At 73.5% G+C, this 19850-nt stretch carries 19 protein-coding genes and 2 pseudogenes; 8 read left to right on the forward strand and 13 right to left on the reverse strand.

Annotated features, from left to right (window positions below; genetic code table 11):
* Both ACZ7N4_RS35720 and ACZ7N4_RS35725 read right to left on the reverse strand, forming a co-directional pair.
* Window positions 1-583: maltotransferase domain-containing protein (locus tag ACZ7N4_RS35720; protein WP_471367424.1), on the reverse strand; the 583-nt coding region annotated here is incomplete at its 3' end.
* 106 nt (window positions 584-689) lie between these two features.
* Window positions 690-989 carry a DUF5133 domain-containing protein gene (locus ACZ7N4_RS35725; protein ID WP_208030277.1) on the reverse strand — a complete coding sequence of 100 codons (300 nt, stop codon included), beginning with the start codon at window positions 987-989 and terminating at the stop codon, window positions 690-692.
* A gap of 303 nt (window positions 990-1292) precedes the next feature.
* Between ACZ7N4_RS35725 and ACZ7N4_RS35730 the strand changes: the two genes are divergently transcribed.
* Window positions 1293-1805, forward strand: coding sequence for a pep a2 (locus ACZ7N4_RS35730; protein ID WP_471367427.1), 513 nt, complete (start codon window positions 1293-1295; stop codon window positions 1803-1805).
* Window positions 1802-3991, forward strand: coding sequence for a glycogen debranching protein GlgX (gene glgX / locus ACZ7N4_RS35735; protein WP_471367429.1), 2190 nt, complete (start codon window positions 1802-1804; stop codon window positions 3989-3991). The genes ACZ7N4_RS35730 and glgX overlap by 4 nt, the downstream gene beginning before the upstream one ends.
* A gap of 33 nt (window positions 3992-4024) precedes the next feature.
* On the opposite strand, the gene ACZ7N4_RS35740 is transcribed toward glgX, so the two are convergent.
* Window positions 4025-4834, reverse strand: a complete 810-nt coding sequence (locus ACZ7N4_RS35740) for a VOC family protein (RefSeq protein WP_471367431.1) — start codon at window positions 4832-4834, stop codon at window positions 4025-4027.
* Between the two features lie 126 nt (window positions 4835-4960).
* On the opposite strand from ACZ7N4_RS35740, the gene ACZ7N4_RS35745 reads away from it, so the two are divergent.
* Window positions 4961-5275 carry an ANTAR domain-containing protein gene (locus ACZ7N4_RS35745; RefSeq protein ID WP_471367433.1) on the forward strand — a complete coding sequence of 105 codons (315 nt, stop codon included), beginning with the start codon at window positions 4961-4963 and terminating at the stop codon, window positions 5273-5275.
* 22 nt (window positions 5276-5297) lie between these two features.
* Here the strand turns inward: ACZ7N4_RS35745 and ACZ7N4_RS35750 are convergent, their stop codons facing one another.
* The gene (locus ACZ7N4_RS35750; RefSeq protein ID WP_471367435.1) at window positions 5298-6089 is read right to left on the reverse strand and encodes an RNA polymerase sigma factor SigF; all 792 of its coding nucleotides are present in this window, start codon (window positions 6087-6089) and stop codon (window positions 5298-5300) included.
* A gap of 424 nt (window positions 6090-6513) precedes the next feature.
* Here ACZ7N4_RS35750 and ACZ7N4_RS35755 point away from each other — a divergent pair, with 424 nt between their 5' ends.
* Window positions 6514-7038, forward strand: coding sequence for a hypothetical protein (locus tag ACZ7N4_RS35755; RefSeq protein ID WP_471367436.1), 525 nt, complete (start codon window positions 6514-6516; stop codon window positions 7036-7038).
* Between the two features lie 16 nt (window positions 7039-7054).
* Here ACZ7N4_RS35755 and hemC read toward each other — a convergent pair whose 3' ends face one another.
* The 4 genes from hemC to ACZ7N4_RS35775 form a co-directional block, all read right to left on the reverse strand.
* Complete coding sequence (gene hemC / locus ACZ7N4_RS35760; RefSeq protein WP_471367439.1) at window positions 7055-7996, reverse strand: hydroxymethylbilane synthase; 942 nt, start codon at window positions 7994-7996, stop codon at window positions 7055-7057.
* An 18-nt stretch (window positions 7997-8014) separates the two neighbouring features.
* Window positions 8015-8995 carry an ATP-dependent DNA ligase gene (locus ACZ7N4_RS35765; protein WP_471367534.1) on the reverse strand — a complete coding sequence of 327 codons (981 nt, stop codon included), beginning with the start codon at window positions 8993-8995 and terminating at the stop codon, window positions 8015-8017.
* A gap of 652 nt (window positions 8996-9647) precedes the next feature.
* Window positions 9648-11162 (reverse strand): glycerol kinase GlpK, encoded by a 1515-nt coding sequence (gene glpK, locus ACZ7N4_RS35770; RefSeq protein WP_471367441.1) that lies wholly within the window; start codon window positions 11160-11162, stop codon window positions 9648-9650.
* Window positions 11163-11205: 43 nt separating this feature from the next.
* On the reverse strand, window positions 11206-11973 hold the full coding sequence (locus tag ACZ7N4_RS35775; RefSeq protein WP_471367443.1) for an IclR family transcriptional regulator: 768 nt from the start codon (window positions 11971-11973) through the stop codon (window positions 11206-11208).
* 184 nt (window positions 11974-12157) lie between these two features.
* On the opposite strand from ACZ7N4_RS35775, the gene ACZ7N4_RS35780 reads away from it, so the two are divergent.
* Window positions 12158-12583: an ATP-binding protein gene (locus ACZ7N4_RS35780; RefSeq protein ID WP_471367445.1), complete on the forward strand. Its 426-nt coding sequence runs from the start codon at window positions 12158-12160 to the stop codon at window positions 12581-12583.
* On the opposite strand, the gene ACZ7N4_RS35785 is transcribed toward ACZ7N4_RS35780, so the two are convergent.
* Both ACZ7N4_RS35785 and ACZ7N4_RS35790 read right to left on the reverse strand, forming a co-directional pair.
* Window positions 12523-13761 (reverse strand): PP2C family protein-serine/threonine phosphatase, encoded by a 1239-nt coding sequence (locus ACZ7N4_RS35785; protein ID WP_471367447.1) that lies wholly within the window; start codon window positions 13759-13761, stop codon window positions 12523-12525. The two genes, ACZ7N4_RS35780 and ACZ7N4_RS35785, sit on opposite strands and share 61 nt — an antisense overlap.
* Window positions 13762-13860: 99 nt before the next feature.
* Window positions 13861-14619 (reverse strand): IclR family transcriptional regulator, encoded by a 759-nt coding sequence (locus ACZ7N4_RS35790; protein WP_471367449.1) that lies wholly within the window; start codon window positions 14617-14619, stop codon window positions 13861-13863.
* Between the two features lie 293 nt (window positions 14620-14912).
* Between ACZ7N4_RS35790 and ACZ7N4_RS35795 the strand changes: the two genes are divergently transcribed.
* Together ACZ7N4_RS35795 and ACZ7N4_RS35800 are read left to right on the forward strand one after the other, a co-directional pair.
* The gene (locus tag ACZ7N4_RS35795) at window positions 14913-15293 is read left to right on the forward strand and encodes a DoxX family protein (RefSeq protein ID WP_471367451.1); all 381 of its coding nucleotides are present in this window, start codon (window positions 14913-14915) and stop codon (window positions 15291-15293) included.
* A complete protein-coding gene (locus ACZ7N4_RS35800) occupies window positions 15290-15757 on the forward strand; it encodes a peroxiredoxin (protein ID WP_471367453.1) in 468 nt (155 codons plus the stop codon). Before ACZ7N4_RS35795 ends, ACZ7N4_RS35800 begins: the two co-directional genes overlap by 4 nt.
* A 182-nt stretch (window positions 15758-15939) precedes the next feature.
* Here ACZ7N4_RS35800 and ACZ7N4_RS35805 read toward each other — a convergent pair whose 3' ends face one another.
* Window positions 15940-16554, reverse strand: coding sequence for a DNA polymerase ligase N-terminal domain-containing protein (locus ACZ7N4_RS35805; protein ID WP_471367457.1), 615 nt, complete (start codon window positions 16552-16554; stop codon window positions 15940-15942).
* A gap of 185 nt (window positions 16555-16739) precedes the next feature.
* Here ACZ7N4_RS35805 and ACZ7N4_RS35810 point away from each other — a divergent pair.
* Window positions 16740-16933: pseudogene (locus ACZ7N4_RS35810) on the forward strand (LacI family DNA-binding transcriptional regulator); the annotation flags it as partial.
* A gap of 231 nt (window positions 16934-17164) precedes the next feature.
* On the opposite strand, the pseudogene ACZ7N4_RS35815 reads toward ACZ7N4_RS35810, so the two are convergent.
* Both ACZ7N4_RS35815 and ACZ7N4_RS35820 read right to left on the reverse strand, forming a co-directional pair.
* Window positions 17165-18194: pseudogene (locus tag ACZ7N4_RS35815) on the reverse strand (LLM class flavin-dependent oxidoreductase).
* A gap of 68 nt (window positions 18195-18262) precedes the next feature.
* Window positions 18263-19765, reverse strand: a complete 1503-nt coding sequence (locus ACZ7N4_RS35820; protein WP_471367460.1) for a metallophosphoesterase family protein — start codon at window positions 19763-19765, stop codon at window positions 18263-18265.
* Between the last annotated feature and the right edge of the window lie 85 nt (window positions 19766-19850).

Genomic DNA, 19850 nt, shown 5'->3' on the forward strand with positions numbered 1-19850 from the left:
GCTCCACCAGCAACGGCATCGGATCCGAGGCGGTCACCAGCTCCCGCAACGGATGGCGGGCCAGCAGCGCCTCCACCTCCGGGTCCAGCGCCGCCTTCAGCCGGTCGTGCACGGACAGGGAGTCGTCGCCCAGGGCGCGCGCGGCGGCCAGGACCAGGTCGCGCTCGGGGCCCTTCGGCACCCCGGCGGCGGCGCGCTCGTACAGCTCCGCGCCCTCCTCCAGCACCAGACCCGTGTCGATCCCGGCCGGCACCTTCACGGACGCGGTGTGCCGCCAGGTCGCCAGCGGGTGGCTCCAGGCCTCCACCCGGAACGTCCAGCGGCCCGTCGCGTCCGGGGTGATCTCGGCGCCCCAGCGGTCGCTGCCGGGGGACAGTTCCCGCATCGGTGTCCAGGGGCCGCGGCGGCCCTTGGGATCGCGCAGGACCACGTTGGCGCCCACGGCGTCGTGCCCTTCGCGGAACACGGTGGCGGTGACCTCGAAGGTCTCCCCGGTCACCGCCTTCGCCGGGCGCCTGCCGCACTCCACGGCCGGCCGGACGTCGCGTACCGGTACACGGCCGATGGCCGGGGTCCTGCGCATATCTCACCTCCGCCGTGCGCGAAGCCGGGCACCCGGCCCGGCTTCGCGATCCAAGAGTCGGGCCGGCGAGTGCCGGTCCGAGAGGAACGCCTTGTACGGTGCCAGGTCAGGGGCTTGGCGCCGTGGAACGCCGCTCCGGTGGCGGCGCTCTTCTGGCCGCCCGGCGCGGCTGCGGCCGTCCGTCCTGCTCGCGCAGGTAGGTGACCAGGTTGGTGCGCAGATAGCGCTCGGCCGCGTCCGCGGCTTCGCGGGCGCAGCGTTTGCCCATCAGCACGCACAGCGTGTACCCCGAGTCCTCGAAGGTGGCCCGGACCGTGCGGTCGTAGGGCGAGGCGAGCATGACGCGCTCCCACGCCCGGTAACGCCGCAACTGCCGGGCCACTTCGGCCTTGGCGGGTAGCAGCATGGCCCTCATTCACCTTCCACGCTCTCGACTGGGCGCGTTCCCGACGGTCGGGTGGTGTCCGCGCAGGGGAGGGCACGGCACCGTTACGGCGATCGAGGCTTTCACTCATGGTGCACGTGCGACGACCCAGCGTCTTGTTGGAGCTTCAACCAGATGGGGTGTCGGGTGCTCGTGTTGCACGAATGGCGTAGTGCCCTCACCGTGGAGGTGACTCAGAAGCGATCACCGCTCACGCTGGGTGTCCGGGATCCCTCCCGGACGGGCGAGGGGAGCGAGAGCTTCGCCGGTGAGGAGCAAGCGACGATGAAGACCGCAGTGCCCTGCTACTACCACCTCGACGTGGAAGTCAGCCCGGAACGGGTGGGACAGGTCAGCCGCATCCTGGCCGCCCACCTCCGCTACTGGGACCTCGAGAACCTCGTGGACCCCGTCTGCCGCGGCGCCGAACTGCTGCTGCGGGCGATCGACGCGCACGCGAAGGACAAGCACACCTCGATCGAGATGTGGTGGAACGGCCAGCACCTCATCACCGCCTTCGGTGACGACGACCCGGATCTGCGCCCGGACCAGGACCTGCGGTCCTGCCTGGCGGACATCGCCGCCATGAGCGACGGCTGGGGGTGCTGCGCCTCGGACACCGGCAGCAAGATCATCTGGTTCTCGCAGCGCGCCCGCGCCGGCCAGCGCGTCCCGCTCGTGCCCGTCGCCCCCGCACCCACGCTGCGCACGGGTCTGCGGGTGCCCCGCGAGGAACCCGTGGCCGTCCTGGCCGCGCCGGCGCCCGCCGGTGACGACGCCCTGGAGGGCCGCCGGTGAGCGCCCGCAAGACCCGCAAAGGGGTGCCTGTGTGGAGCGGGCACCCCTACCCGTTGGGCGCCGCCTTCGACGGTCAGGGCACCAACTTCGCCCTGTTCAGCGAGGTCGCCGAGCGTGTCGAGCTGATCCTGGTGGACGACGCGGGCACCGCGGTCCCCGTCCCCTTGCAGGAGGTCGACGGCTTCGTCTGGCACGCCTACCTGCCCGGGGTCGGCCCCGGACAGCGCTACGGCTACCGGGTGCACGGCCCCTGGCAGCCCTCGTTCGGCCACCGCTGCAACCCGGCCAAGCTGCTGCTCGACCCGTACGCCCGCGCCGTCGACGGCCAGATCGACAACCACGCCTCGCTGTACGAGCGGGCCCCGGACGGGCCCGCCCCGGCGGACAGTGCCGGCCACTCGATGCTGGGCGTCGTCACCGACCCCTTCTTCGACTGGGGCGACGACCGCCCGCCCCGGACGCCCTACGCGGACTCGGTGATCTACGAGGCCCACGTCCGCGGTCTGACCATGAGCCACCCGGACGTCCCCGAAGGGCTGCGCGGCACCTACGCCGGCCTCGCGCACCCCGCCGTGATCGAGCACCTCACCTCGCTCGGCGTGACCGCGGTGGAACTCATGCCGGTGCACCAGTTCGTCCAGGACGGTGTGCTCCAGGACCGCGGCCTGTCCAACTACTGGGGCTACAACACCATCGGCTTCTTCGCCCCGCACAACGCCTACGCCGCCTTCGGCACCCGCGGCCAGCAGGTCAACGAGTTCAAGGCCATGGTGAAGGCGCTGCACGCGGCCGGCCTCGAAGTCATCCTCGACGTCGTCTACAACCACACCGCCGAGGGCAACGAGCGGGGCCCCACGCTGTCCTTCCGCGGCATCGACAACTCCTCCTACTACCGCCTGGTCGACGGCGACTGGGCGCACTACTACGACACCACCGGCACCGGCAACAGCCTGCTGATGCGGCACCCCTACGTGCTCCAGCTGATCATGGACTCCCTGCGGTACTGGGTGACCGAGATGCACGTCGACGGCTTCCGCTTCGACCTGGCGGCCACGCTCGCCCGGCAGTTCCACGAGGTGGACCGGCTCTCGGCGTTCTTCGACCTCATCCAGCAGGACCCGGTGATCAGCCGTGTCAAGCTCATCGCCGAGCCCTGGGACGTGGGCGAGGGCGGCTACCAGGTGGGCAACTTCCCGCCGCTGTGGTCGGAGTGGAACGGCAGGTACCGGGACGCGGTACGGGACTTCTGGCGGGCCGAGCCCGATTCGCTCGGCGAGTTCGCCTCCCGGCTCACCGGCTCCTCCGACCTCTACCAGCACAGCAGGCGCCGACCGAGGGCGAGCGTCAACTTCGTCACCGCGCACGACGGTTTCACCCTGCGCGACCTCGTGTCCTACAACGACAAGCACAACGAGGCCAACGGCGAGGACAACCGGGACGGCGAGAGCCACAACCGGTCCTGGAACTGCGGGGTGGAGGGCGAGACCGACGACCCCGCCGTCCTCGAACTCCGGGCCCGTCAGCAGCGCAACATGCTGGCGACGCTGCTGCTCTCGCAGGGCATCCCGATGCTGTGCCACGGCGATGAACTCGGGCGCACCCAGCGCGGCAACAACAACGCCTACTGCCAGGACAACGAGATCTCCTGGGTGGACTGGGACCTCACCGACGAACAGCGCTCCCTGGCCGACTTCACCCGGCACCTCATCGCGCTGCGCGCCGCGCATCCCGTGCTGCGCCGGCGACGCTTCTTCCGCGGCGAGACCCCGACCCGCGCCGGACAGCCGCTGCCCGACCTGATGTGGCTGCGGCCCGACGCCCGCGAGATGACCGCCCGGGACTGGCAGCGCGGCGACGCCCACTCGGTCGCCGTGTTCCTCAACGGCGACGCCATCGCCGAACGCGACCCCTACGGTCGCCGCATGGTCGACGACTCCTTCCTGCTGCTCGTCAACGGCTACTGGGAGCCGGTCGACTTCCGCCTGCCGGACACGTCCTTCGGCGAACGCTGGACCGCCCTGATCGACACCGCCGATCCCGACGGCATCCCCGACGAACGCGAACACAAGGCGGGCACGCGGATCCGCGGGGAGGCCCGGAGTCTGGTCCTCCTGTCACGTCCGCCGCGGACGACGCCGCAGGGGCGCGGGGAACGCCGCCAGCAGCCTCGACGGGCCCGCCGGTGAGACCGGCGGGCCCGACCCCCGGAAGGCTCGGGCTCAGGGGTTCCGGCGTGACGTCACCGTGAACTGCGCACCGTCGGCGTCCCGCAGGATCGCCTCGGTCTCGGTCTCGCGCAGCACGCTGCCGCCGTGCTTCTCCGCCGCGCGGACGCAGTCGGCCACGTCGGCCACCGTGAAGTGGATCTGCCAGTGCGGCCGGACCGAGGGGTCCGGGGCCGCCTCCACGGCTCCCGAGTCGATGCGCGCCACCACGTCACCCCGGCTGCGCAGCACCACCTCGCCGCCCTCGTACTCGACCTGGCAGCAGCCCGGCAGCCCGCTCGCCCAGTCCAGGACCTCGCCGTAGAACAGCGCGGCGTCGAAGGCGTCCCGGGTGTGCAGCCGGACGAAGGTCGGCGCCGCCTGCCGCCACGCCTCCCAGTTGGTGACCAGCTCGCCCTGCCAGATCCCGAACGTCGCCCCGTCCCGGTCGGCGAGCAGTGCCGCCCGGCCCGGCGGGAAGGACAGCGGCCCGACCGCCGCCGTGCCGCCGCGCTCCCGCACCCGGGACACGGCCACGTCCGCGTCCGGGACCGCGAAGTACGGCGTCCAGGCCACCGCCATCTGCCACATCGAGGCGACCGCGGCGATCCCGGCCACCGGTACCCCGTTCGCCAGCGCGATCCGGAAGTGCTCGCCGAGCTGCACGCCGCGCCAGCGCCAGCCGAGCACGGCCGCGTAGAAGTCCTGGGTGGCCTCGAGATCGCGGCTGGTCAGGCTCACCCAGCACGGCGCGCCGAACACGGAGCGGGTCGAGACGACTTCTTTGCGGCGCGGTACGCCGTCGGCGGGGGTGTCGTGGTTCATGGCAGTCAGGTCCTGGTCTCGGGGCCGGGCGGCCACCGGTCTGCACCAGTGTCCGGCCGGGGCGGGGTGGGCTGCCTCCCGACTACCCCGGGTGGCGGGGGTCCAGGCCCCTGCCACCATGGAGGGATGGGAGAGAGTGAGCCGGAGCGGATCGCCGCGCTGCAGGCCGAGGTCGACCAGATGAAGGAGGCCATGGCCTCCCACGCGGTGATCGACCAGGCGATCGGGATGGTGGTCGCCCTCGGCCGGATCACCCCGGACGAGGGGTGGCAGGTGCTGAGGGACGTCTCCCAGCACACCAACATCAAGTTGCGCCACATCGCGGAGCTGATCCTCGTCTGGGGGCGGCGCGGCGACATCCCCGCCGACATCCGCGCCGCGCTGGAGGACGCCCTGGACCGGTACGGCCCCACGCAGGTCCCCGGGTCCGAGGAGAGGTGAGCCGGGGACCGGGCGAAGGCGTTCAGCGGACCTCCGCCAGCAGTTCCTCGCGCAGCCGGTCGAAGCAGCCGCTGAGCAGCCGGGAGACGTGCATCTGGGAGATGCCGAGCTGCTGGGCGATCCGGCTCTGGGTCATACCGCCGAAGAAGCGCAGGTAGAGGATGGTGCGTTCGCGTTCGGGCAGGGCCGCGAGGCAGGGCTTGACCGCGGCGCGGTCCACGACGAGGTCGTAGCCCGGGTCGGGGCCGCCCAGGGAGTCTCCGAGGGCGTAGCCGTCCGTGCCGGCCACCTCGGCGTCCAGGGACAGCGCGGAGAAGCACTCCAGCGCCTCCATCCCGGCGCGCACCTCGTCCTCGCCGAGCCGGGTGTGCGCGGCGATCTCGGCGACGGTGGGAGCCCGGCCCGGTGTCGTCTGCGCCAGCTCCTTCACGGCGGCGCGGACCCGGTTGCGCAGGTCCTGCACCCGGCGCGGCACGTGCAGGGTCCACATGTGGTCCCGGAAGTGGCGCTTGATCTCGCCGGTGATGGTGGGCACCGCGTACGCCTCGAAGGCGCGGCCGCGGGCGGGGTCGTAGTGGTCGACCGCCTTGACCAGACCGAGCGCGGCCACCTGGTACAGGTCCTCCAGGGCCTCGCCCCGGCCGCGGAACCGCACGGCGATCCGCTCGGCCATGGGCAGCCACAACTGGATCAGCTCGTCCCTGAGCGCCTGCCGCCCGGGACCCTCGGGGAGCTGCGCGAGCCGCTCGAAGGAGCCTGCGGTGTCGGGGGCGTCGTCATGGGGATGGGGTTTCGTGCTGCCAGTGACACGCATTGCGCGCACCTCTCTCAGCAGGTGCTGGATGGACAGACACCGTGGGAGGTGCGCTCGGACCATGGATAGGACACCGGGGCGTCCGGCGGAGCCGGCTCCCACGGACGTGCCTCCTGTCCGAAGCACTGCTCTGCCCATTCCCGCTAACGGGCATATTCAAACAAAAGGGGTAAACAGCCCCTCTCGGGCGGGGCCGGGGGAGGGGTGCGGCCGACTGCCCGCGGGAGCCGCCGGCCCGGTCGCGGACGTGATGTGCCACACGCGTGCGCGGACGGCCGGGAAGCGTGGGGGGCGAGTTCTTCCTGGGCAGCGCTTGATCACCGATCAGACGGGGTGAACACCCTGGCCACGGCGCATTCCGCTCATTTGACAGTGCGATCGGCCCACAGATAGACAGCAGCTCTCGAAGGTCGAGAGGGGCACTGTGTACGAGCCGAACGTGGTCGGGGACTGGCACGAGTACGAGGAGCATGCCGGTCTGCGGGTCCGCGTCCACCGCCTGGAGCCGGCCGAGCCGCCGCGCGGCCGGGACGACGCCGCCGCCGGGCTGACGTACTTCAGTGTCCGGGCGACCGTGGAGAACCGCGGCGCGCGGCACTACGGCGTCCATCTGGAGGACGGTCAGATCGACGTCCGGGTCGGCCCGGACGGCGAGGGCGCCTTCATCGACTGGCGCAACTCCCAGTTCATCGAGGGCTTCGACGTCTACCCGCTGCGCCGGGCCACCGCCGTCCTGTACGCCGCCGCACCCGAGGCCGCCCTCGCCCACGTGGACGTACAGGTGCAGCTGCGGGTGGACGACGAGTGGACCGGACGCCGGCTGTGGACGGGCGGCATCGGTGTCCTGGAGCCGGCACCGGCGACCGCCCCGACGGCCACGGGGCAGGGCAGTCTGGCCCACCAGGTCAGCGCCTTCCTGAGGGACCAGGCGGAGCCCGGCTCCGCCTGAGCGTGCCCCGGCGGGCTCAGTGCGGGATGCCGTCGATGATCTCGCGCGCGCCCTGCCGGAGCAGCGCCACCGCGACCGAGGTGCCGAGCGTGGCCGGGTCGAGCCGCCCCGCCCACTCGTGGGCGTTCAGCCGGGTCTTGCCGTCCGGGGTGAAGACACAGGCCCGCAGGGAGAGTTCGCCGCTGCGGTCCACGCGCGCGTACCCGGCGATGGGGCTGTTGCAGTGGCCCTGCAGGACGTGCAGGAACATCCGCTCGGCCGCCGCCTCCCGATGGGTGGCCGGGTCGCCGAGCCCGCTGACCGCGTCGATCAGGTCGGCGTCGTCCTCCCGGCACTGCAGGGCGAGGATGCCCGCGCCGATCGGCGGCATCATCGTCTCCGGCGACAGCACCTCGCTGATGACGTCGGTACGGCCGATGCGCTCCAGGCCGGACACCGCCAGCAGCAGTGCGTCCGCCTCGCCGGCGGCCAGCTTCTCCAGCCGGCGGTTGGCGTTTCCGCGGAACGGCACGCACTCCAGGTGCGGGTGGGTGGCGGCCAGTTGGGCGATCCGCCGCACCGAGGAGGTACCGATCCGGGTGCCGGCAGGCAGCTCGTCCAGGGTGAGCCCGCCCGGGTGCACCAGCGCGTCCCGGATGTCGTCCCGCTTCAGGAACGCGGCGAACACGGTCCCGGCCGGCAGCGGCCGGTCGGCGGGCACGTCCTTGACGCAGTGCACCGCGAGATCCGCCTCCCCGGCCAGCAGGGCCGCGTCCACCTCCTTGGTGAACGCCCCCTTGCCCTCGACCTGGGAGAGATCGCCGAGCCACTTGTCGCCGGTGGTCTTCACGGGGACGACCTCGGTGCGTACGCCCGGGTGCAGCACCGCCAACTCGGCGCGGACCCGCTCGACCTGGGCCAGGGCCATGGGCGAGTCGCGGGAGACGATTCGGATCAGTTCGGGAACCGGCATGCGCACACGATAGACCCCCGGGCCTCACCCGTAGCCCTCGGGCAGGTCCGCCGCCGACTCCTCCGGGCCGAGATCGGGGCGCAGCCGCAGCCAGGACGGCTGGCGCAGCATGCCGTTGCGGGTACGGGTGCTGTAGCTGACCTCGCCCACCAGCCGGGGCAGCACCCAGCGGGCGCCGGGGACGCGCGGCACGGGGTCGAAGGGGCACCGGTCGCTCGCCGCGTCCCGCAGCAGCTCCGCCAGCCGGGTGCGCTCGGCCTCGCTCCAGCCGGTGCCCACCCCGCCGACGTACCGCAGCCGGCCCTGGGGGTCACGCTGGCCGGCCAGGACCGCGCCGGGCAGTCCGGTCAGCCGCCCCTTGCCGGGCAGCCAGCCGCCGACGACCACGTCCTCGGCCCGCATGTTGCGGATCTTGATCCAGGCGCGGGAGCGCACCCCGGGCTCGTACACCGAGTCCAGCCGCTTGCACACCAGGCCCTCCAGGCCGTGCTCCCGGGTGGCGCGCAGCGCCTCGGCGCCGTGCCCGGTCACGGCGGCCGGCGTCGACCAGTACGGGCCGGCGAGCCCCAGTTCCTCCAGCCGCGCCCGCCGGCGGACGTACGGCAGCCGCAGCAGCGGTTCGCTCAGGTACGGCACGTCGAACAGGACGAGGTGCACCGGCACACGGGCCGCCCGGCGCGCCGCCCGTGCGGGGGCGTGAGCGAGGCCCATCCGGCTCTGCAGCAGCTGGAAGTCGGCGCGCCCCCGCTCGTCCAGGGCCAGTACCTCGCCGTCCAGTACGGCGGGGGTGGCGCCCAGGGCCCCGCCGAGCGGCCGGAGTTCGGGATAGGCCGCGGTGATGTCCTCGCCCGAGCGGGCGCGCAGCAGCACGCTGCCGTCGCCGGGCAGGTACACCATCGCCCGCTGACCGTCCTGCTTGGTCTCGTAGGCCCACCGCGTGTCCTGGGCGGCCGGCGGCAGGGCGCCGGGGGTCGCGAGCATCGGCGGGATGAGCGGCAGGGTCACGACGGTCACGGCAGAAGGTCTCGACCGGTCCCGGCGCCCTCACGCGCCTTTCGGCGCGGGTTCCCCTGAACGGGCCCGCCGCGCCGGGAGGCCCGGGCACGGCAACCCCGCCGTGGCCCGGCGCGGGGACGGCGGGGGCGTGGCCCGAGCGCGGCGAGGGCGCGCCGGGACTCGGCTCAGCCGACCCGTTCGGCCGACGGCTCGGGGGCCGACGGCGCGGGGCCGGGCGGTCCGGACGGTCGCGGAGGGGGAGGGAGGCGAGGACGAAGGCGAGGGCCGCCGCGCCCGTGCCGAGGGCCAGGACCGTCTTGAGGCCGTCATCGGACGGCGGCGCGTGACCGCCGAGGCCGGTCGTCGGCTGCGAGAGGATCACGCCCGCGACCGCGCTCGCCACCGAGGTGCCGATGGACCGCATCAGCGTGTTTCGCCGCGGCCGTCGCCTGGCCGAGGGCACCGCGCCCCCGCAGCTCCTGGTCCGACGCGGCCCCGGGCCCGGCGGAGCGGAGAACCCACCGGCCGGCGTCGCCGGGCGGGTGGTGGGGGGCGGACCGGGGCGTCCGTGCCCGCTCGTGAACGGCTGGTCAGGCGCGTGCTGGTCAGGTGTGTCCCGGTCGGCCGGTGGCCGTCGGCGTCGCCCGGCCGGAGACCGTCCTCAGGGGGTCCGCGGGGGTCTGATCCAGCCCAGGGAGCGTTCGACGGCTCGTTGCCAGTTCTCGTACTCCGTCCTTCGGCGCTCGGGGTCCATCGCGGGGAGCCACTGGGCGGCTCGGTGCCAGTTGCGGCGGAGGACCTCCAGGCCGGGCCAGTAGCCGGCGGCGAGACCGGCCGCGTAGGCCGCGCCGAGCGACACCGTCTCGGCGACCATCGGGCGCACCACGGGCACGTCGAGGACGTCGGCCACGAACTGCATCAGGAGGTTGTCCGCGGTCATGCCGCCGTCCACCTTCAGCTGCTGGAGGGGGACGGACGAGTCGGCGTTCATGGCGTCGACGACCTCCCGGGTCTGCCAGCCGGTGGCCTCCAGGACGGCTCGCGCCAGGTGCCCCTTGGTGATGTACGAGGTGAGGCCGACGATCACCCCGCGCGCGTCACTGCGCCAGCGCGGGGCGAACAGGCCGGAGAAGGCGGGCACGATGTAACAGCCGCCGTTGTCCTCCACCGTGCGCGCCAGGGTCTCGATCTCCGGGGCGCTGCCGATCAGGCCCAGGCGGTCGCGGAACCACTGGACGAGGGCCCCGGTGACGGCGATCGACCCCTCCAGGGCGTAGACCGGTGGCTGGTCCCCGATCTGGTACGCGACCGTCGTGAGGAGGCCGTGCCGGGACCGTACGAGGTCGCCGCCGGTGTTGAGCAGCAGGAAGCTGCCCGTGCCGTACGTGCACTTGGCCTCGCCGGGGGAGAAGCAGGTCTGCCCGAACAGCGCGGCCTGCTGGTCGCCGAGCGCGGCCGTGATGGAGACACCCGGCAGCAGCGCGCGGGCCTCGCCGTAGGTCTCGGCGGACGATCTGATCTCCGGCAGCATCGAGCGCGGCACACCGAAGAAGTCCAGCAGCTCGTCGTCCCAGGTGAGCGTGCGGATGTTCATCAGCATCGTACGGCTGGCGTTGGTCGCGTCGGTGACGTGCAGGCCGCCGTCGGCGCCGCCGGTGAGGTTCCAGATCAGCCAGCTCTCCATCGTCCCGAACAGCACCTCGCCGTCCTTCGCGCGCTGCTCGACGCCCTTGACGTGGTCGAACAGCCACCGGATCCGCAGCGCCGAGAAGTAGGTCGAGGGCGGCAGGGCGCACCGGTCCAGGAAGAACGCCTCCCCGGGACGCTCGCGCAGCTCCTCCACGAGCGGTGCCGTGCGGGTGTCCTGCCAGACGATCGCCCGGCCCAGCGGGGCCCCGGTCCGCCGGTCCCACAGCACCGTCGTCTCCCGCTGGTTGGCCAGCCCGATCGCGGCGACCTGCCCCTCGCCGGCACCGGCGTCCGACAGCGCATCGGGCACGACGCGCCGCAGGTTCTGCCAGATCTCGACGGCGTCGTGCTCGACCCAGCCCGGCTTGGGGAAGTGCTGCTGGTGCTCCTTCTGCGCGACCGAGACCAGCCGCCCCCGGTGGTCGAACAGGATGCAGCGGGTCGAGTTGGTGCCCTGATCGATGGACATCACATACCGTTCCACCATGATCGGGTCTGCCTTCCGACGGGTCGAGGGGCGGCTGTCCTGACTACCAGCGGGCGGCTCCCAGGTCTCGGGAGATCGCCCGCGCGGCTTCCCGGATCAGACTGATCAGTTGGGGGCGGGGGCGGCCCTGGCCGTCGCAGATCCGCTCGACCGGCCCGGACAGCCCGACGGCGCCGACGACGAGGCCGCCGTGCCCCCGGATCGGCGCGGCCAGCCCGGCCTCGCCCATGCTCATCTCCTGGATCTCCGCGGCCCAGCCGGCCTCCCTGACCTCGGTGAGCGCCCGGGCGAGCCGCTCGGGGTCGACCAGGGTGTGCCGGGTGTACGCCTCGAGCCCCGTCACCGGGTCCGGCTCGACCGTCGCGGTGCCGAAGGCCAGCAGGACCTTGCCGAGCGAGGAGGCGTGCAGCGGCAGCAGGGAGCCCACGTCCAGCGTCTGGAAGGTGTCGTCCGGCCGGAACACGTGGTGGACGATGAGCACCCTGCCCTCCAGCGGGGTGCCCAGGCGCACCGCCTCCCCGCTGCGGGCGGCCAGGGCGTCGGCCCAGTTGAGGGAGCGCGAGCGCAGCTCGTTGACGTCGAGGTAGCTGGTGCCCAGGTGCAGCAGGGCGGCGCCGAGCTGGTACTTGCCGGTCGCCGCGTCCTGTTCCACGAAGTCCACGTGCTGCAAGGTGCGCAGGATGCCGTGGGCGGTGCCCTTCGCCAGGCCGAGCGACGCCGCGACCTCGCCGAGCCCGAGTCGGCGGGGCCCACCGGCGAGCAGGCGGAGAATCGCCGCCGCCCGCTCGATCGACTGGACCGGACCGGCCATGAGCCGAGCCTATTACCGCAGCGGACGCTTCGCCCCGCGGGCGGGACGACGCCTGCGCACCCGGACGTTCGGTAATGCCGACCGCTGTTCATTGACCAGACCGATTTGCGTCCATAGCGTGCATGAGAGCCCGGAAAAGGCGCGGTGAGCGCCCGCCGGGCAGCACAGACCATCGGGAGAGAACATGGCGGCACAGCTCAACACGCTGCTCCGGGCGGCACGCGACCACGTGTGTCCGGTGCCGCCCGCCGCCGGCGCGGTCTCGGCCGTACGGCGACGGGTGGCGGCCGTCCTCGCGGACTGGAGGGTGTGCCCGGCGATCGTCGAGGACGCGCTGCTCGTGGTGTCGGAACTGGCCACCAACGCGATCATCCACGCCCGGCCGCCGGCCGAGCTGCGGCTGTCGTGGACCGGCGGTGAGGGCGACGGGACCCTTCGGGTGGAGGTGACCGACGCGGGAGCCGTGCGTCCGGCAGGCCAGCCGCTCGGCGGCATCGATCCGGACGAGCACGGCCGGGGCGAGTCGATCGTCCACGCCCTGGCGGCCCGTCACGGCATACGGCTCCATTCCGGCGGGGTCACCCGCTGGGCGGAGCTGGCCGCTGTCTGAAGCGCGCTCCCGGCGCCCGGCGGCGCCAGGACGGCCTCCTGCGCGGTCTTCCGCCGGAGCAGGAGCAGCGCGGCGTCGTCGTGCAGCCGGCCGCCCACGTGCGCCAGCAGCTCGTCATGGAGCGCGGTGAGTGTGCGGGCCGGTTCCTCGCACACGTGCCGGGCCACCCCGTCGGCCAGCGGATAGAACTCCCGCGCGGTGTTGCGGGCCTCGGTGACCCCGTCGGTGTACAGCAGCAGCTGGTCGCCCACCCCGAAGGGCAGGCGCTGCAGGCGCGGGGCCTGGCCCGACAGGGCGCGCAGGCCGAGCGGCGGCGCGGGACGGGCGGTCTCCACCGCCCCGACCTCCCCGGACGCCGATATCAGCAGCGGCGGCGCGTGTCCGCAGTTGACCAGCTCCAGGTGCCCCGACCGGGGGCAGCCGACGACCACGGCGGTCACGAAGTCGTCCGGGCCCAGGTTGCGGGCCAGGCTGCGTTCGATCCGGCCGACGACGGACAGCAGGTCGGGCTCGTCGTGGGCGGCCTCGCGGAACACCCCGAGCACGAGCGCGGCGGTCCCGACCGCGGGCAGCCCCTTGCCCCGCACGTCACCGACGATCAGCCGGACGCCGTACGGGGTGGGGACCAGGGCGTACAGGTCCCCGCCGATGCGGGCCTCGGCCGCCGCGGCGCTGTAGCGGACGGCCACCTGGAACGGGCCGACGGTCTCCGGGACGGGCTGGAGCAGGGCCTGCTGGGCGGCCTCGGCGACCGAGCGGACGGCCGCGAGGACCCGTTCCCGGCGGCCGCGCAGCGCGCTGGCCAGGCCGCTCGCGGCGGTGACCGCCAGCAGGGCGGACAGGACGGCCGCCAGATCGTGGACGGGGACCCCGTGCGCGACACCCAGCGCCGCGTCCGTCGCCGCGGCGAGGAGACCGGCGCCGAGCACACCGAGCGGACCGTTGGTGGTGGCCGCCAGCGCGGGGCCGGCCGCCAGCAGCGGCAGCCAGACCATCCCCGCGCCCCCGGCCAGGTCGACCAGGACCACCACGGCGACGACCAGCACCGGCAGGACGTGTGTGCCCGCGGCCAGCTGCCCGCCCAGCCGCCGGCGGACCGGGCCGCGGACCCCGGTCGGACGGGTCCTGCGCGGTCGTGTGGGCACGGGGTCGCCACCAGTGTGTCGGGCCTCGCTCATGATCTCGTCCGCAGTCCTCGCGTGTAGGGGGCGCACACCCGGAATGTCCGTTTCATTAAGGAAACGGGCCGGGAGCGGAGCCCCACAAGGAGCGGGATTTCAGATAGTGAGCGAGAGACTCCGGGTGACACGGCTCGCGACCGGCAGCAGACGGGCCCGGATCTCCTGGAGGCGGTCGCGGCGCTCCACCGGCAGGGAGACGCCCAGGGAGCCGACGGTGTTCCCCCGGTAGACGGGCACCGCGACGCAGACGGTGCCGAGCGCGTACTCCTCCAGATCCGTGACGGCCGGGGCCAGCGGGGGCGACTCGATCCTGCGGAGCAGCTCGGGGACGCTGGTGATCGTCCGGGGCGTGAGATCGGCGAGGTGGTGCCGGGAGAGGTACTCCCGGCGGGCGTCCTCCGCCAGCTCCCGCAGCACGGTCTTGCCCAGCGCGGTGGCGTGCCCGGCGTCCTCGAACCCCACCCAGAGGTCCACTCGCGGGGTGCGCGGGCTGTCGACGATCTCGGCGACCCTGATCTCGCCGTCCTCGTAGAACGTGAGGTACGCGGCACCGGACAGCTCGTCGCGCAGGGCGTTCAGCGTCGGACGCACCCGGCTGAGCAGCGTCTGGATGCCGCCCGCGGTGTGCAGCGACTTCAACCGGTCGCCCAGGACGAAGCCGCCGTCGTCCAGTTTCCGCACGTAGCCGTCGTGGACCAGGGTGCGCAGCAGGTGGTACGCGGTGGCCAGGGGCAGCCTGGTCTCCCGCGCCAGCTGTTTCGCCGGCGCGCCGTTCTCGTGCTCGCTCACCGCCTCCAGCAACCGGAACGCCCGCTGCACGGAGGTGATGAGGGTGGGTCCGTCCGGAGCACCCATAGCCCCAGGTTGCCCTCGGCGCCAGGCAGGGGCAAGGCCGGGAGCCCCCGACCGCGCCCCGCGTTCGAGGCGTCCTCGAACCGCTCACCGATCGGTGGGCAGGGCAGCCGGGTGGTCCACCGGTGCGTGTCCGGCGGATCCCGTGGTGGTGTTCCGCGAGAGCGTGCACAACGGATCCCGTGGCGGCACTTCACCGGCGCACACTGGGCGGATCCCGTGCTGGTCCGGCGCGCACGGCCACCCCGCGCCTACTGTCCAGTAATATCCGGCGGCAGGCCACCAGAGGAGGAACCGTGCCCCGGTCCGAACGCTCACCCCTGCTGCTCGCCGGCCTGCTGGCAGCCGCGGGGGTCGCGCACTTCGCCGCCCCGCGACAGTTCGACGCGACCATCCCCCGAGCACTGCCGGGCTCGCCCAGGGCCTGGACGTACGGCAGCGGGGCCGTCGAGCTGGCCCTCGCGGCCGGGATCGCGGCGCCCCGGACCCGGACCGCGGCCGCGAAGGCGGCGGCCGCCTTCTTCGTCGGCGTGTTCCCGGCGAACGTGCAGATGGCCGTGGACTGGCGCACCCGGCCGGCGCCGCTGCGGGCCGCGGCCCTCGCCCGGCTGCCCCTCCAGCTGCCCCTGGTGCTGTGGGCGCGCGGAGTGGCCCGGAACGGGGAGGAGCGGTCGTGACCGAGCCCCTCGCCGTGGGCGACACCGTCGAGGACTTCGCCCTGCCCGACGAGACCGGCACCACCCGCCGGCTAGGCGAGCTGCTGGCCGACGGCCCGGTCGTCCTCTTCTTCTACCCCGCCGCCCTCACCCCCGGCTGTACCGCCGAGGCCTGCCATTTCCGCGACCTCGCCGGGGAGTTCGCCGCCGTCGGCGCCCGGCCCGTCGGGATCAGCGGGGACACCGTCGGCAAACAGCAGGAGTTCGCCGACCGGCACCGCCTCGGCATGCCGCTGCTCTCCGACCCCGACGGCACGGTCCGCGAGCGGTTCGGCGTCAGGCGCGGCTTCTCCCTCGCCCCGACCAAGCGCGCCACCTTCGTGATCGCCCAGGACCGCACCGTCCTGGAGATCGTCCGCAGCGAACTGCGCATGAACACCCACGCCGACCGGGCCCTCGCCGCCCTGCGCGCCCACCGGGGCTGAGAACGGAGCGTCCCGCCGCTCGATGCACCGGGACGATCACGACACCCCTGAACAGGTGACGGATGTCGCGCGGCCCCAGCGGCCGTCGACGCGCACGGCAGGGCGACCGTGTGGAGCGAGGGGTGCGGCTGATCGGCGTCCTGGTCCCGCAGTACGCCGGTTCCGGCCCCGCGCCGGGAGCGTCACCTCCGGCCGGCGTCGGCGGCGACCTGCGCCAGGGTGCGTCCGGTCCGCACCGAACGGGCCCGGCGGGGGTCCGGGGTGCCGTGCCCCTCCGCCCGGGCGGGACCCTTGCGCACCAGCAGCCAGGCGTCCTCCCCGTCCGCGCCGCTCCGGAAGCGGGTGAGGGCGTACTCGCCGTGCAGCTTGCTGCCATGCAGCCGGAAGGTGGCGTGCCCGCGCTCCAGGGACTCCGCGAAGTCCACCGGGCGCCCCCGGCGGTCGTGGCTGAGCGGCTCGTACGTCCCGCGGTCCCAGACGATCACCGTGCCGCCGCCGTACTCGCCCTTGGGGATGACACCCTCGAAGTCCTCGTACTCCAGCGGATGGTCCTCGGTCGGCACCGCCAGCCGCTTGTCCCCGGGGTCGCCGGACGGGCCCTTCGGCACGGACCAGGACTTGAGGACGTCGCCCACCTGGAGCCGGAAGTCGAAGTGCATCCTTCGCGCGTCGTGGATCTGGACCACGAACCGGGGCGCGCCGTCCTCCCCGGCCCGGGCCGCACGCCCCGACGGCTCACGGGTCTGTTCGAAGTCGCGCTTGCCGCGGTACGTCCGCAGCCGGTCCTCCGCCGCCACCTCCGGCTCCCTTCCTCCGTACGCCGTCTCAGGCGCTCCGGGTACCCGCGCGGCGGCGTTCAGCCCCCGTACCCGTCCTACGGAGCAGTGGCCCACCACTCCGGTCCCGTCCGGCCGGCCCGGACAGGGGGCGGCGATCAACGTGCACGGGCCGGCAGAAAAGGACGGCGGACGGCAACGGAGGGGGCGGTGGGCGGCCCACCTCGCGGGCGTCGCCCGGCTCGCCGGCGTCTCGCACACCGCCGCTTCCGTGGTCTTCGACGGCCGTGCCGAGGGCAACCTCTCGCCCGCCCCCCGGGAACGCATCCGGCAGGCCGCCGCCCGGCTCGGCTACCGGCCCGCCCCCGTCGCCCGCGGTCTGCGCCGCCGCCGTACGGCGGCCGGGTCAACGACTGGGCCCACGCGCACACCACCCCGGCCCCACACCCCCCGACCACCCCTTCCTCAACCGGCGCGGCACCGTCAACCCCGATGTCGGCGGCACCCGGCAGGAGAGCCGCCCGCCGCGTCGGCGAGCCGGGTCCGGCTGCGCGCCCTCGTGGACCGGACGTCCGTCGAGGTGTTCGTGGACGGCGCCGGTACGCGCACTCCGGGAGTGTCCCGCCGGCGGTCAGGAGGCGGGCCGCCGGCCCAGCGCCGGGCCCAGCACGGTCGCCATGTCCGTCAGGATCTGTACGTAGTCCTCGTGTTCGAAGGTGAACGGCAGCGCGAAGGCCACCTCGTCCACCTCACGGAACGCGGCGTGCTCGTGCAGCCGTTCGGCTATCTCCACCGAGGTGCCGACCAGGTCCGGCGCGAACAGCAGCCGCGCCGGGCCCTGCGGGGAGGCGGTCCTGGGGAGCCGCTTCGCCGCGTACTCCTCGTACCTGGCGCGCTGTGTGGGGGGTCGCGGAGTCGGTGGGGATCACCACCAGGCCCTGGGAGACGCGGGCCGCCTCGCCGTCGGGGTGGTGGGCCCGGAACTCCCGGATGTGGGACAGCTGGATCCCGGCGAAGTCCAGCGGCCCGTCGCCGTCACCGGCCTTGACGACGCTGCTGGTCAGGAAGTTCATGCCGTGCTCACCGGCCCAGCGCGCCGAGCCGAGGCTGCCGCCGCCGTACCACATCCGCCGGCCGAGCCCGGGGGACCGCGGCTGCACCACGTTCGAGTAGGCCTCGAAGCCCTCCACCCCGCTGAAGCCGGTGGCGGGCTCGCCGCGCACGAAGTCCAGCAGCCGCCCCACCCGCTCGTACCCAAACTCCTCGGCGTCCGCCGTGTCGGGGTAGAGGGCCTTGCCGACCTGCTCGTAGTGGGTCGGCGGGCCCACGCTGACGCCCGGGTTCAGACGGCCGCCGGACAGGATGTCCACGGTCGCCAGGTCCTCGGCGAGCCGCAGCGGGTTCTCCCAGCCCAGCGGGATCACCGCCGTGCCCAGACCGATGCGGTGGGTGCGCTGGGAGGCCGCCGCCAGCACCGCGACCGGGGACGAGATGCCGAACTGGAGGTGGCGCTGGCGGACCCAGGCGCTGTCGAAGCCGAGCCGCTCGCCCAGCTCGATGATCTCCAGTGTGGACTCGTGGCCCCGGCCGGGGTCCGCCGGGTCGAAGAGGCCGATGGTGAGGAAGCCCAGCTTGCGCAGCGGGCGGGCAGGGGACGGCATGGGCTCCTCCAACGGTTCCGCGTCGGCTCCGCCCCCGATTCTCGCAGGCGAGTGTGACAACCGTGTGATCACTTCAGCGGGATGACGACCTCGTCCTCGACCGGCGGTTCCAGCTCCTGCGCGCGGTTGCCGGTCGCGGCGTGGCAGCGCAGTCGTACCTCCTCCGGGGTGACGTCCAGCCGCAGGAAGCACTTGAAGAACGGCGGGCTGTAGGTGGCGGACGACGGCGAGAACAGCTGCGTGTACAGCTTGCGCACCGGCAGCCGGAGGCGTGACGCCCGGTCGGGGCGGCCGCCGGTGCCCAGCAGGCTCGCGACGAGGCGGGTGCGCCGGGTGACCCGCGTGTCCGGGCCGGGCGCGCGGGCCGGCTCGATGCCGAGCCGTTCGGCGACGACGGCCGTCGCCTCGGACTCGCTGAGGGTGAAGAAGCGGCGCAGACGCAGCCGGCGGCCGTAGAGCCGGCTGTAGAAGGCGAGCGAGTCGCCGCGCAGCGGATAGCAGCGGAACTCCCGCTCGGTGACGTTCGCGACCGACACCCGCGGGATGGTGTGCGTGGCGTGCATGAACGCCCCGCCGCCGCCCGCGACGACGTACTGGATCGTCCGGCCGTCCACGTCCACGGGGTAGCGCTGGTAGTTGTGGATGTCGCCGCCGATCGCGGCCACGTAGTGGTGCTCGGGGTCCCGGACGATGTCGTCCACCGTGCCGCCGCCCTCGACGGGGCAGGGGTGGTGCTCGCCGTCGACGTACAGCGGGGAACCGGTGACGAGGATCTTCGGCCGGGGCCCCCGGGAGATCTCCCGCAGCCAGGCGCCCTGTTCGGCGTCGACCGTGCCCAGCAGGCCCGTGTCGATGCCGACGATCCGCACCGGACCGGCGTCGATCGCCCAGTACGGGCCCGGCTGTTCGGCCTGCTGCCCCGGCGCCGACCGCAGCTTCCGTGCCTCGGCCAGCCGTTCACCGTCGGTGGTGCGCGGCCGGTGCCACAGCAGGGAGCGCCACCAGGCGCGGGTGAGCGGGCGGGGCCGGGGCTCGGGCCCGAGGGGCGGGGTGCCGGCGCCGAAGACGCGCATGAACGCGCCGAGGTCCTCGTACCAGTCGTGGTTGCCCGGTACCGCGTAGATCGGCGCGGGGTAGTCCTGGTAGGGGCGGAAGAACTTGTCGCCGTAGTCGTCGGCGCTGCCGACGGGATAGACGACGTCGCTGGCGATCACGGCGAAGTCGGTGTCCTCGGCCACCTTCAGGAAGCCGGGCACGACGGCGTACTGGGAGTCGTCGCCCTCGCCGGTGTCCCCGATGACCATGAAGGAGAACCGTTCCGGTGCGTCCCGCCGGATCACCTTGTCGGCGGGCGCCCCCTCTGCCGCGCGCCGGGCCACCCAGCGGCTGCGGGTACGGCCGGTGGGGTCCCCGAACCAGGACGCCAGCACGCCGTTGCGGGCGGCCCACAGGATCCGGGGGTTCAGCCAGGACAGCTTCTCGACGTGGCCCGGCATCAGCCGCGTGTAGGAGCCGGGTTCGGCCGCGCCCCAGCCGGCGCCCTGTGCGGTATCGCGTGAGGAGTCAGACACGCGGTGCACGGTAACAACGCGCCGGTCGGACCCGGTATGCCGGGGTCTCGCCCAACACCGCGCATACGTCTACCCGTTCGCGTGC

It is taken from the genome of Streptomyces sp. NPDC107654 (assembly GCF_055639035.1).